Here is a 13,386-nt window from a genome sequence, read left to right on the forward strand (position 1 = left end):
TGGATAAAGTATGAAGAACTGGAGAATGCTGATTCTTGGTGTGGCAATCAGTGCTAACACCGCGTTCGCAGCACCACAAGTCGTTGATAAAGTTGCAGCCGTGGTCAATAACGGCGTGGTTCTTGAGAGTGACGTGGATGGCATGATGAGCACCGTTAAATCTCAGGCCCAGCAGGCTGGTCAGCAGTTGCCGGATGATAAAACGTTGCGCCATCAGATTCTGGAACGTCAGATCATGGATAACATCATTCTGCAGATGGGTGATAAAGCCGGGGTTCAGATCAGCGATGAGCAGCTGGACCAGGCGATTCAGAACATCGCGGCGCAGAATAAGATGAGCCTTGATCAGCTGCGCAGCCGTCTGGCTTATGACGGCATGAACTACAGCGTTTATCGTTCTCAGATTCGTAAAGAGATGACCATTGCTGAAGTGCGCAACAACGAAGTGCGTCGTCGCATCACGATTCTGCCGCAGGAAGTCGATACGCTGGCGAAACAGATTGGCTCTCAGAACAGTCAGGGCACCGAACTGAACGTCAGCCATATTCTGCTGCCACTGCCGGAAAACCCGACACAACAGCAGGTTGATGAGCAGGAAACGCTGGCGAAACAGCTGGTTGGCGAACTGAAAAATGGCGCTGACTTCGGCAAAATGGCCGTGACCTACTCTGCCGATTCGCAGGCGCTGAAAGGCGGCAACATGGGCTGGGGTAAAATCGAAGAGTTACCGACCCTGTTTGCTCAGGCCCTGTCGAGCGCCAAAAAAGGCGATATCGTCGGTCCGATTCGCTCGGGTGTGGGCTTCCACATCCTGAAAGTGAACGATCTGCGTGGCGAGAACAAAAATGTCTCAGTCACTGAAGTTAATTCACGTCACATTCTGCTGAAGCCATCGCCAATCCTGACAGATGAGCAGGCACGCGCACAGCTGGAGCAGATTGCTAACGATATCCGCAGTGGTAAAACCACCTTTGCGGCGGCGGCTAAGCAGTACTCTGATGATCCGGGTTCAGCGAACCAGGGCGGCGATCTTGGCTGGACCTCCCCGGAAGTCTTTGATCCGGCCTTCCGTGACGCGCTGCTGCGCCTGAAAAAAGGCCAGACCAGCCAGCCGGTTCACTCCTCTTTCGGCTGGCATCTGATTCAGTTGCTGGATACCCGTCAGGTGGACAAAACCGATGCGGCCCAGAAAGAGCGTGCTTACCGTATGCTGTTTAACCGTAAGTTTGCGGAAGAAGCACAGACCTGGATGCAGGAACAACGTGCCAGCGCCTACGTGAAGATTCTGGATGGCAATGCGCAGTAATCCCCGTGTGGTGATCACGCCCGGCGAACCTGCCGGGATTGGTCCCGATCTCACCGTTCAGCTGGCTCAGCACTCCTGGCCGGTTGAACTGGTCGTCTGCGCCTCGCCTGCCCTGTTGCAGCAGCGTGCGGCGCAACTCGGTTTACCGCTGACCCTGCGTCCCTATCAGCCTGGCGTGGCCGCTGAGCCACAGCAGGCGGGAACGCTGACTATCCTGCCAGTCGAAACGGCCGCGACGGTCACGCCCGGCGAGCTTTGCGTCGCCAACAGTGACTACGTGCTGGCCACGCTGGCGCGTGCCTGTGACGGTTGTCTCGGCGGTGAATTCGCGGCCCTGATTACCGGCCCGGTGCACAAAGGCGTCATTAATGATGCCGGCATCGCCTTTACTGGCCATACCGAATTCTTCGCCGATCGCGCAGGCGGCCATCGGGTCGTCATGATGCTGGCGACAGAGCAGCTACGCGTCGCGCTGGCTACTACCCATCTGCCGCTGAAAGATGTCCCCGCTGCGGTGACCCGCGACTGTCTGCATGAAGTGATCACGATTCTTCATCGTGATCTGCAGCAGAAGTTTGCCATTGCCGAGCCGCATATCTACGTCTGTGGTCTTAACCCTCATGCGGGCGAAAGCGGCCACATGGGTCGGGAAGAGATTGAGACCATCACGCCAGCCCTTAATGAACTGCGTCAGCAGGGCATTAAACTGACCGGCCCGCTGCCTGCGGATACCCTTTTCCAGCCTAAATATCTGCAACATGCCGATGCGGTGCTGGCGATGTATCACGACCAGGGTCTGCCGGTACTCAAATTTCAGGGGTTTGGCCGGGCGGTAAATATCACCCTGGGCCTGCCCTTTATCCGGACTTCAGTTGACCACGGCACCGCGCTTGAACTCGCCGGTCTGGGTCAGGCTGAACCGGGCAGCTTCATCACGGCGCTTAACCTCGCCATCACTATGATCAAGAGCAGTAATGAATAATCGCGTCCATCAGGGGCACTACGCCCGTAAACGTTTCGGGCAGAACTTCCTGAACGATCAGTACATTATCGACAGCATTGTCTCCGCCATCCATCCACAGCGCGATGAAGCGCTGGTAGAGATCGGCCCAGGCCTGGGTGCCTTGACCGAGCCGGTAGGCGAACGCCTCGATAAATTAACGGTGATAGAACTGGACCGCGATCTCGCTGCGCGTCTGGAAACGCATCCGTTCCTTGGCACGAAACTGACTATCTTCCAGCAGGATGCCATGACGTTCGACTTCGCCGCACTGGCGCAGGAGAGAGGCCAGCCGCTGCGGGTATTTGGTAACCTGCCATACAATATTTCGACCCCGCTGATGTTCCACCTTTTCAGCTATACTGGTTCGATCAAAGATATGCACTTCATGCTGCAGAAAGAGGTGGTTAATCGTCTGGTCGCCGGTCCGGGTAATAAAACCTACGGTCGTCTGACGGTGATGGCGCAGTACTACTGCCAGATCATTCCGGTGCTGGAAGTGCCTCCGCACTCCTTTACGCCGCCACCGAAAGTGGACTCTGCCGTGGTGCGTCTGGTGCCGTATGCCGAGCCGCCGTATCCGGTCAGCGATGTGCGTATTTTGAGCCGTATTACCACTGAAGCGTTCGGCCAGCGTCGTAAAACGCTGCGCAACAGCCTGAGCCACATGGTGGCTGCCGGCGCGCTGGAGGAGTTATCCATAGATCCAACCCTGCGTGCCGAGAACGTCTCCGTCGCGCAATATTGTCAGCTGGCGAACTGGCTGGCGAATCATCAGGGAAAATCGCAGGAGTAAGTCATGAGTGAAACGGCCCGCGTCTCCGTCCATGTGCAAAGCCAGTACGTTGCCTCACAATCCTCACCGGATGATGATCGTTACGTCTTCGCCTATACCATTACGATTCGCAATCTGGGCCGTTCCTCAGTGCAACTGCTGGGACGTTACTGGCTGATTACCAACGGTAACGGCCGCGAAACGGAAGTTCAGGGCGAAGGCGTGGTGGGTGAACAACCGCTTATCGCGCCAGGCAATGAGTTTCAGTACACCAGCGGAGCCGTGATCGAAACACCGATGGGCACCATGCAGGGACACTATGTGATGGTCGACGAACAGGGTGACACCTTCCATGTCGAGATCCCGGTGTTCCGCCTCGCCATTCAGACCCACATTCATTAATTCATACGCTTTTTGCCCGTTTAGTCGGGCAGCTTCCTGATGGATAAAACCTTATGAGCACATACCTGATTGGCGACGTTCACGGTTGCTACGACGAATTACGTGCCTTGCTGCAACAGGTTGATTTCAATCCTGAGCAGGATACCCTGTGGCTGACCGGCGACTTAGTGGCGCGGGGTCCGGGCTCACTTGAGGTTCTGCGCTACGTAAAATCGCTGGGCGACGCAGTGCGTCTGGTGCTGGGCAATCACGATTTACATCTGCTGGCGGTCTACGCTGGAATCAGCCGTAATAAGCCCAAAGATCGCCTGACACCGTTGCTGGAAGCGGACGATGCGGATGAGCTGATCAACTGGCTGCGTCGTCAGCCGCTGTTACAGGTTGATGAAGAGAAAAAGCTGGTGATGGGACACGCCGGTATCACGCCGCAATGGGATATCGAGACCGCGAAAAAGTGTGCGCGTGAAGTTGAAGCGGTACTTGCCAGTGACAGTTATCCGCTGTTTCTGGATGCGATGTATGGCGACATGCCGAATAACTGGAGTGAAGATCTGACTGGTCTGGCACGTCTGCGCTTCAGCACCAACGCGCTGACCCGCATGCGTTACTGCTTTCCCAATGGTCAGCTGGATATGATCTGCAAAGATGCCCCTGAATCTGCCCTTCCTCCGCTAAAACCCTGGTTTAACATTGCAGGTCCGGTCGCACGTGACTACACCATTGTGTTCGGTCACTGGGCCTCGCTGGAAGGCAAAGGGACGCCTGAGGGAATCATCGGTCTGGATACCGGTTGCTGCTGGGGCGGAACGCTGACGCTGCTGCACTGGGAAACGCAGCGCTATATGGTGCAGCCCTCCAATCGCGAAAAAGCGCTGGCCTCCAGCGAAAGTCTGGCACCGCCCGCGCTATAACGGCGATGCTGGCCGGCAAGGCCAGCATCCTCTCTTATGCGCCGATAATGCCGCCATCTTCGCGGGTGATCATGATCACTGACGACCGGGGACGCGGACTGTTATCGGGAAAGTGCGAGTCACCCTCTTCGCCGGGATGCTGCACATTGACGAACAGCGTTTTGTAATCTGGCGTGAAGGTGATGCCCGTCAGCTCGCATGATTTGGGGCCAACCATGAACCGGCGGATCTCCCCACTATCCGGATCCCCTACCAGCATCTGATTGTTCCCCTGCCCCTGATAATCCTCTTTATTACTGTACTTGCCATCGGTCAGGATCCATAACCGCCCGTGCGCATCAAACCCCAGACCATCGGGACTGTTAAAGGTGTTTTCAGCGGTGATGTTAGGTGTACCGCGATAGATCCCTTCAGGATGCGCGATCGGATTGCCGCACAACGCATAGATATCCCACTCAAACGCCTGCGCCGTGGCATCGCCCTTTTCATCCCAGCGGATAATCTGGCCGTAGATATTTTCAGGACGCGGATTCGCCGCATTAACCGGCATGCCTTCATTGCCGCGTTTGTTATTGTTAGTCAGCGTGCAGTAAGCACGACCATCATGCGGGTTAACAGCAATCCACTCTGGCCGGTCCATCCGCGTGGCGTTAACCACATCAGCCGCCGCACGCGCATTAATCAGAATATCGGCCTGACTGTTAAACCCCTTTTCAGCGGTGAGTCCATTTTCACCCCACTTCAGCGCCAGCCAGCGGCCGGTACCTTTCAGCGGCGTGCCCTGCGCATCGCCATTGAACTGCGCCACATAGAGCGTGCCTTTATCCAGCAGTCCGTGATTGGCTTTGGCATCATCCGGGATGACTTTGTCGTCTGAGACATATTTATAGATATACTCGCCGCGCTCATCGTCGCCCATGTAAACCACCAGCTGACCGGTTTTAGCGACCGTAACGGCGGCATTTTCGTGCTTGAAGCGCCCCAGTGCAGTGCGTTTTACCGGCACGGAGTGAGGATCAAAGGGATCGATTTCGACAATCCAGCCGTGGCGGTTAAATTCATTGGGGTTTTTGGCGATGTCGAAACGGGGATCAAAGTCGGCCCAGTTACGCTCTGGCTCGGCGGCATTCAGGGTATAGCGCTTTTGCTGCGGCGTTGGCGTAAAGTCCGCCTGATGGGTACCAAAGTAGGTGTCGTAGTTCTCTTCACAGGTGAGATAAGTCCCCCACGGCGTTTTACCGTTGGCGCAGTTACCAAAGGTGCCAAGGACATGCATTCCCTGTGGATCGGCGGCGGTCTGCAGCGCTTTATCGCCCGCTGCCGGACCGGAAAAGCGCATCGGAGTATTGGCGGTAATACGGCGGTTGAACTCAGAAGGACGCACCACCTGCCAGCGATTGTCCTCACCCCGTTTGACTTCAACGATGGAGATGCCGTGCGCCGCCTGCGACTTTTTCACATCTTCCAGGCTGGTCGCTTTGCTGCCGCCGTGGGCGAACAGCGTCGGCTCATTCACATATTCATTGTTGATCGCCATGACGCCACGCTGGTCATTAATGGCGAAGAAGCTCATACCGTCGTTGTTGTCCCCGAACTGCTTTTCCTGATCTTCCGCACTATTGTTGCCGTGCGGATCAAAGGCGACGGCGCCATTTACCAGCGGATCTCCCCAGGAGATCAGCACGTCTGCGCGATAGCCGGGGGCCACCACAACCTCATCGGCGGTGGATGCGGCAATCCCCTGAAAGCCCAGCAATGGGCTTCCCGCTGGCTTCTCCTGCGCCAGTGCGCTTCCTGAGAGTGTGAGGCCGCCGCTGAGAAAGCCGGTCAGCCCGAGAGCGCCGGAACCGGCAATGAATTTACGACGCAGAGGATCACGCAGACGGTCAGTGCTTAATGCGGAGAGTTCGATTTTCATTATTAATTGCTTCCTTCATGAAGATCCCAGAAAAGAAGCAATGCTAATGAACAGAGATGACAGCCAGGTTACAGTCTGGCAAAGGGAGGATCAGCGACGACGGTCAAGGATCTCAAAGCAGTAGCTGTGGGAGTTCTGCTCGTCAGCATCGTGAAACTCGCTGAACGTAGACTGCCACTCATCCGGCTCGTAATCCGGGAACTGTGTATCACCTTCAACTTCTGCATCAATGTGCGTCAGATAGAGACGATCGGCGCGCTTCAGCATCTGCTCATAGACGCGTCCACCGCCAATCACCATGATCTCTTCAGCATCACCGGCTGCCTGTATCGCCTCATCCAGTGAGGTGACCCAGGTGACGCCTTCCGTGGTGCCCGGCTGACTGCTGACCACGATGTTCAGCCGGCCAGGTAACGGACGACCAATAGATTCAAAGGTCAGTCGACCCATAATGACCGGTTTCTTCAGCGTATTGCGTTTGAACCACGCCAGATCTGCAGGCAGGTCCCACGGCATGGCGTTCTCCATTCCAATAATGCGATCTGCTGCTAATGCCGCGATAAGACTAATCATGTTAACCACTCACTGAAAAAATTGGCGCCATGATACGTAAAGGTGAAACTTTCGTCGATAGGGGAAAAGGTCTATTTGCGTAAAGCTTTTCATGATGCCGCTTTTCATGCCCTGTGCAGCGTTTTTCACCGCGTAATCGCGTCAGTTTGCCGCAGCTCGCCAGCGACAGGCCTCAGGCTGGCACAAAAAGCGTGCGCAAAAGGAAACGGCTCCCGGAGGAGCCGTAAAGCCTGGTCTGGCTAGCGGTAAGATCGGTGCAGCACAGGGAACGCAGTCAGATCGGAAAGACGCAAAAGCTGTTATCCATGACCGCTCGGCCCGCGCGATTACGCACCTCATCCCTGAGGTGCGCCCGTATACGGGCCAACGCTTTGCGTTGTTCAAAAACGCTCCCGGCGTTTTTTTCCATGGCGCGGGACGCTTTCCTCCTCTGCCTGTGCTCCCTGCCCGTTAAGATCGTTTATCGCTGCAAGCCTGATTAAGGCTCGTCAGGATGATCAGAAGTCGTAGCGCAGACGCACCAGATTCATATCACCCAGGTTATCGGTGCTGGAGGTGAATACATGTTCGTAGTCAACACGGAAACCGTAGTCGAGGAACAGCACCACACCCAGACCGTTGTCGATGCGCTGGTAATCACGACCGGTCATGACCTCAATGCGATCACCCATAACATAAGGCTGAACCGCTTTCAGACCATACTGCCCCACCGGGATTTTGTAACCGGCGAAATATTCAACGCCCCACGCATCGCCAGCAAAGTAGTTACGCGCGTCTTTGCGTTTGGTCGTCATGAAGTTCTGATACCAGCCACCACCGGCTGACAGCGTCCAGTTGCCTGGTGTCCAGCTCAGTGCAGTGCCGTAAATGTTCTGATCGTAATCGCGGCTGTCGCCATTGTTCGGGTTACGCATCGCCGCGCGGGTGTAGTTCCACGCCGTGCCCCAGCTCAGTTCATCAGAGATATGGTAATCCACGCCCAGCGAACCGCCGCCTTTGCGCTTATAGCGCAGGCCATTGCCTGGCAGATATTCGTTATCGTCGAACAGATAAGAGGCGTAAATATCCGCATCGCCGAAGGTGTTTTTATATTTCAGCTGCTTGCGTGAACGGTAAGATCCGTCGTAGTCACCGTTGATTCCGTTGCCCGGTGCCTGGCCGATCATGTCGTAATCCCAGATATCGGTCTTGGCGCCCACAGTGTCATAATACACGCTGTTCTGCTGACCAAAGGTAAGCTGACCCCAGGTTTTGCTTTTCAGACCGGTGTAGAGCTGGCGACGCGTGGTGTTATTGGCACCGTCAGCATAGTGGCGATCCCAGCCGAAAACTGCCGGGACGTTAACGCCCAGCTCGTAATAGCTGATCCAGCTCACGTCATCAAACAGGTAATAGTCAGCACCGAAACGGAAACGGGTGCCGCCATCAAAACCGTCACGCTTGTAAGATTTGTCATCCACGCCGGTCTGATGATTGAACTGAGCACGAATGCTGCCGCCAACCTTAAAATTAAGACGGCTAAGCGGATCGCCCGCCTGCGGATCCTGCTTTAACAACGTCACTTCCGCCTGGCTGGCGAAAGGAAGAATAGCCATCAGTGCAGCCACTGCACTCAGAGAAAAAGTACGCATTTTCATTTTTTAATTATGTCCTGATACGCTCCAGTGATGAGCGGCAGGCATAGTACTGGCGAAAAATCCGTACAGGAAGTGTTTATATTATAAATTTGTGCGAACCAGCCCCATTCGCACCTAAAGCTAAAAAATTAAGCCAAATCAGTCACTTTAACACAAACTCCAACCCCTTACCGGACCTGACTTTCAGATTATCGCCAGTAAGAGGGCCAAAAAAAACGGCTCCCGGAGGAGCCGTTTTTCACATTACATCGCCTTTATCTGGGCATGCATTTCCTGAACGGAGATAACCTGTTCCGTCGGATCTGCATTCAGCGCCATCGCAGTCGCGAAACCGCCGTTCAGCGTAGTGTCGTAGTGCACTTTATACTGCAGTGCGCTACGGCGAATCAGCTTCGAATCTTCAATCGCCTGACGACCCGCTGTGGTATTCACGATGTAGCTATACTCGCCATTCTTCAGACGGTCCTGAATATGCGGACGACCTTCATGCACCTTGTTAACCAGGCGCGGATTAATGCCCGCCTCGCCCAGTACCACCGCCGTGCCGTGAGTCGCATCCAGTTCAAAACCGAACTTCTGCAGCTTAGCCGCCAGGTCAACGATACGTTTCTTGTCGCCTTCACGCACCGACAACAGCGCACGGCCCGACTTCTTCATATTGCTCTGTGCGCCTAGCATCGCTTTCGAGAACGCCTCAGCGAACGTGCGGCCCACACCCATGACTTCACCGGTAGAGCGCATTTCTGGTCCCAGAATCGGGTCAACGCCCTGGAACTTGTTGAACGGCAGCACCACTTCTTTAACGGAGTAGTAAGGCGGAATCACCTCTTCAGTGACGCCCTGCTCTGCCAGCGTTTTACCTGCCATCACGCGCGCGGCCACTTTCGCCAGCGGTACACCCGTCGCTTTAGAGACGAACGGAACGGTACGCGCCGCACGTGGGTTGACTTCAATCAGGTAGACTTCGTTGTCTTTCACCGCGAACTGGACGTTCATCAGGCCGCGAACATTCAGCTCGAATGCCAGCTTCTCAACCTGCTGGCGCATCACATTCTGAATCTCCTGACTCAGCGTATAGGCCGGCAGTGAACAGGCGGAGTCACCGGAGTGAACACCAGCCTGCTCGATGTGTTCCATGATGCCACCAATCAGCACCCGCTCGCCGTCGCAGATCGCATCCACATCCACTTCGACCGCATCATCCAGGAAGCGATCCAGCAGCACCGGCGCATCGTTGGAAACCGAAACCGCCGTCTGGAAGTAGCGCTTCAGGTCGATTTCATCGTAGACGATCTCCATGGCACGGCCGCCCAGCACATAAGAAGGACGGACCACCAGCGGATAACCCAGGCCAGCAGCTTTCTCCACCGCCTGCTCCAGCGTCGCGACGGTGGCGTTAGCCGGTTGCTTCAGATTCAGGCGATCAACCGCCTGCTGGAAACGTTCACGGTCTTCAGCACGGTCAATGGAATCCGGGCTGGTGCCGATAACCGGTACGCCTGCGGCTTCCAGCGCACGCGCCAGTTTCAGCGGAGTCTGACCGCCATACTGCACGATCACGCCTTTTGGCTGCTCAATGCGCACAATCTCCAGCACATCTTCCAGCGTAACCGGCTCGAAGTAGAGGCGATCGGAGGTGTCGTAGTCGGTCGAAACGGTTTCCGGGTTACAGTTAACCATAATGGTCTGGTAGCCATCTTCACGCAGCGCCAGTGCGGCGTGAACGCAGCAGTAGTCGAATTCAATACCCTGGCCGATACGGTTGGGTCCACCACCCAGAATCATGATTTTTTCACGATCCGGACTCGGATTGGCTTCGCACTCTTCTTCATAGGTGGAGTACATGTAGGCCGTGTCCGTCGCGAACTCTGCGGCACAGGTATCTACGCGCTTGTAAACCGGGTGCAGATTAAACTGCTGACGCAGCTTGCGGATTTCGCTCTCCGCCACACCCGCCAGCGTCGCCAGCCGTGCATCGGCAAAGCCTTTACGCTTCAGCGTGCGCAGGAAATTCGCATCCAGGCTATTAACGCCTTCGCGGGCGACCTGATCTTCCAGTTTAACCAGCTCTTCAATCTGCACCAGGAACCAGCGGTCAATGTTGGTCAGATTGAACACGCCATCGACGGACATGCCTGCACGGAAAGCATCTGCGATATACCAGATACGGTCTGAACCGGCATCTTTCAGCTCACGACGGATGCGGGTTAACGCTTCCGGGTCATCGAGGTGCACTTTCGGGTCGAAGCCGTTAGCGCCTACTTCCAGGCCGCGCAGCGCTTTCTGCATGGACTCCTGGAAGGTACGGCCAATCGCCATCACTTCGCCGACCGACTTCATCTGCGTGGTCAGGCGATCGTTGGCACCGGCAAATTTTTCGAAGTTGAAACGTGGGATCTTGGTAACAACGTAGTCGATTGAAGGCTCGAACGAGGCAGGCGTTAAACCGCCGGTGATATCGTTCATCAGCTCGTCGAGGGTATAGCCAACCGCCAGTTTGGCCGCCACTTTAGCAATCGGGAAGCCGGTCGCTTTTGACGCCAGCGCTGAGGAGCGTGACACGCGCGGGTTCATCTCGATGACAATCAGTCGGCCATCTTTCGGGTTAACGGAGAACTGCACGTTGGAGCCGCCGGTTTCAACACCGATCTCACGCAGTACCGCCAGCGAGGCGTTACGCATGATTTGATACTCTTTGTCAGTCAGCGTCTGGGCAGGCGCTACCGTGATGGAGTCACCGGTGTGAATCCCCATTGCGTCGAAGTTTTCGATTGAGCAGACGATGATGCAGTTATCGTTTTTATCGCGCACCACTTCCATCTCATACTCTTTCCAGCCAATCAGCGACTCATCAATCAGCAGCTCATTGGTGGGAGAGAGATCGAGACCGCGTTCACAAATCTCTTCAAACTCTTCGCGGTTGTAAGCGATGCCGCCACCGGTGCCGCCCATGGTAAAGGAAGGACGGATAATGCACGGGAAGCCAACATCTTCTGCCACGGCCAGCGCTTCTTCCATAGTGTGTGCGATGCCGGAGCGCGCCGTATCCAGACCAATGCTTTTCATCGCCACGTCGAAACGACGACGATCTTCTGCTTTGTCGATCGCATCAGCAGTCGCACCAATCATGGTGACGCCAAACTCTTCCAGCACGCCATGACGTTCCAGCTCCAGCGCACAGTTCAGCGCCGTCTGTCCGCCCATGGTGGGCAGTACTGCATCCGGGCGCTCTTTTTCGATGATTTTGCGCACCACTTCCCAGTGAATCGGCTCAATGTAGGTCGCATCAGCCATTTCCGGGTCAGTCATGATCGTCGCCGGGTTGGAGTTCACCAGAATGACGCGGTAACCCTCTTCACGCAGCGCTTTACACGCCTGCGCACCGGAATAGTCAAATTCGCAGGCCTGGCCGATCACAATCGGACCGGCACCAAGAATCAGGATGGATTTTAGGTCTGTACGTTTTGGCATGAATTAGCTCCTGATTACTTCGCTTGCAGACGGAATGCGTCAATCAATTCAATAAAGTGGTCAAACAGCGGCGCAGCATCACCCGGCCCCGGGCTGGCTTCCGGGTGACCCTGGAAGCTGAATGCTGGCTTGTCAGTGCGATGGATGCCCTGCACGGTTTTATCGAACAACGAAATGTGGGTCACACGCAGGTTCGCTGGCAGATTGTTCTCGTCGACCGCAAAACCGTGGTTCTGCGCGGTGATCATCACGCGGTTATTTTCGAGATCTTTCACCGGATGGTTACCACCATGGTGGCCGAGTTTCATCTTCACGGTTTTAGCACCGCTGGCCAGCGCCAGCAGCTGATGACCCAGGCAGATACCGAACACCGGAATATCTGTCTTCAGGAAGTCCTGAATCGCGCTGATCGCGTAGTCGCACGGCTCCGGGTCACCAGGACCGTTGGAGAGGAAAATGCCATCCGGATTCAGCTTCAGCACCTCTTCAGCTGGCGTCTGTGCCGGAACCACAGTCAGACGGCAGCCGCGATCGACCAGCATACGCAGAATGTTGCGCTTGGCGCCGTAGTCATAAGCCACCACGTGATATGGCAGCGACTCCGCAGCAGCCTGCTCTGGCAGACCTGCGTCCAGTGTCCAGCTGCCCTGCTGCCAGCTGTAAGTCTCAGTGGTGCAGACCTCTTTCGCCAGATCCATTCCTTTCAGTCCCGGGAATGCCTGGGCCTTTTGCAGCGCCAGTGCGGCATCCGGATTGTCGCCGGCAATAATGCAGCCGTTCTGCGCCCCTTTCTCACGCAGCAAGCGCGTCAGCTTGCGGGTATCGATATCGGCAATCGCCACAATGTTGTTGCGCTGCAGGTAGGCCGACAGGCCCTCTTCGCTACGGAAGTTGCTGGCAATCAGCGGCAGGTCACGAATAACCAGGCCCTGCGCATGAATCTGGCTGGATTCTTCGTCGGCGGCATTGGCACCGACATTACCGATATGGGGATAAGTGAGAGTAACGATTTGGCGGGAATAGGAAGGATCAGTGAGGATTTCTTGATAGCCGGTCATTGAAGTGTTGAAAACGACTTCTCCCACTGCCGATCCTGTTGCCCCGATGGCCCGACCGTGGAATTGGGTTCCGTCTTCCAGAACCAGGATTGCTGACTTTATCAAAACATCCTCCAGGGAATAAACAGTCAATATATCTGCATATTAATTCAAAATAGCCGCCTGAATCAATGCAAAAACCGCCTGAATTGTCGATTTTTGGCAAATTGCGCGCATTCTAATGACAGCCCTGGTCATTGTCTACCCTGCAGCGGGATTTTTTCACACTTATCTGCCTTATGAGGTAAAAAACAGGTATGAGCGGCAAAAAGAGAGGAAAACCCGGCAGAATAATC

The 13,386-nt window shown here is 55.5% G+C and carries 10 protein-coding genes; 5 read left to right on the forward strand and 5 right to left on the reverse strand.

Annotation, left to right across the window (positions count from 1 at the left end; all coding sequences use genetic code 11):
- Nucleotides 1-10 precede the first annotated feature (10 nt).
- From surA to apaH, 5 genes are read left to right on the forward strand one after another with little or no spacing between them, the layout of a single operon-like run.
- A complete protein-coding gene (surA, locus tag KTJ90_RS16090) occupies nucleotides 11-1,306 on the forward strand; it encodes a peptidylprolyl isomerase SurA (RefSeq protein ID WP_499025418.1) in 1,296 nt (431 codons plus the stop codon).
- The gene (gene pdxA / locus KTJ90_RS16095; RefSeq protein ID WP_154926451.1) at nucleotides 1,296-2,288 is read left to right on the forward strand and encodes a 4-hydroxythreonine-4-phosphate dehydrogenase PdxA; all 993 of its coding nucleotides are present in this window, start codon (nucleotides 1,296-1,298) and stop codon (nucleotides 2,286-2,288) included. Before surA ends, pdxA begins: the two co-directional genes overlap by 11 nt.
- Nucleotides 2,281-3,102, forward strand: a complete 822-nt coding sequence (gene rsmA / locus KTJ90_RS16100; protein ID WP_499025420.1) for a ribosomal RNA small subunit methyltransferase A — start codon at nucleotides 2,281-2,283, stop codon at nucleotides 3,100-3,102. The genes pdxA and rsmA overlap by 8 nt, the downstream gene beginning before the upstream one ends.
- 3 nt (nucleotides 3,103-3,105) lie before the next feature.
- The gene (apaG, locus tag KTJ90_RS16105) at nucleotides 3,106-3,483 is read left to right on the forward strand and encodes a Co2+/Mg2+ efflux facilitator ApaG/CorD (RefSeq protein WP_003854807.1); all 378 of its coding nucleotides are present in this window, start codon (nucleotides 3,106-3,108) and stop codon (nucleotides 3,481-3,483) included.
- A 53-nt stretch (nucleotides 3,484-3,536) separates the two neighbouring features.
- Complete coding sequence (gene apaH, locus KTJ90_RS16110) at nucleotides 3,537-4,394, forward strand: bis(5'-nucleosyl)-tetraphosphatase (symmetrical) ApaH (protein ID WP_008925561.1); 858 nt, start codon at nucleotides 3,537-3,539, stop codon at nucleotides 4,392-4,394.
- Nucleotides 4,395-4,428: 34 nt separating this feature from the next.
- Here the strand turns inward: apaH and KTJ90_RS16115 are convergent, their stop codons facing one another.
- From KTJ90_RS16115 to carA, 5 genes are all read right to left on the reverse strand, one after another.
- Nucleotides 4,429-6,312: a PhoX family protein gene (locus KTJ90_RS16115; protein ID WP_476159392.1), complete on the reverse strand. Its 1,884-nt coding sequence runs from the start codon at nucleotides 6,310-6,312 to the stop codon at nucleotides 4,429-4,431.
- A 90-nt stretch (nucleotides 6,313-6,402) separates the two neighbouring features.
- On the reverse strand, nucleotides 6,403-6,885 hold the full coding sequence (folA, locus tag KTJ90_RS16120) for a type 3 dihydrofolate reductase (RefSeq protein ID WP_033763249.1): 483 nt from the start codon (nucleotides 6,883-6,885) through the stop codon (nucleotides 6,403-6,405).
- 497 nt (nucleotides 6,886-7,382) lie between these two features.
- Nucleotides 7,383-8,522, reverse strand: a complete 1,140-nt coding sequence (locus KTJ90_RS16125; protein ID WP_182629947.1) for a porin — start codon at nucleotides 8,520-8,522, stop codon at nucleotides 7,383-7,385.
- A gap of 243 nt (nucleotides 8,523-8,765) precedes the next feature.
- Nucleotides 8,766-11,993: a carbamoyl-phosphate synthase large subunit gene (gene carB / locus KTJ90_RS16130; protein WP_003854816.1), complete on the reverse strand. Its 3,228-nt coding sequence runs from the start codon at nucleotides 11,991-11,993 to the stop codon at nucleotides 8,766-8,768.
- A gap of 14 nt (nucleotides 11,994-12,007) precedes the next feature.
- On the reverse strand, nucleotides 12,008-13,156 hold the full coding sequence (gene carA, locus KTJ90_RS16135; protein ID WP_008925557.1) for a glutamine-hydrolyzing carbamoyl-phosphate synthase small subunit: 1,149 nt from the start codon (nucleotides 13,154-13,156) through the stop codon (nucleotides 12,008-12,010).
- Between the last annotated feature and the right edge of the window lie 230 nt (nucleotides 13,157-13,386).

This window comes from Pantoea jilinensis (assembly GCF_019104105.1).
GTDB classification, from domain to species: domain Bacteria; phylum Pseudomonadota; class Gammaproteobacteria; order Enterobacterales; family Enterobacteriaceae; genus Pantoea; species Pantoea eucalypti.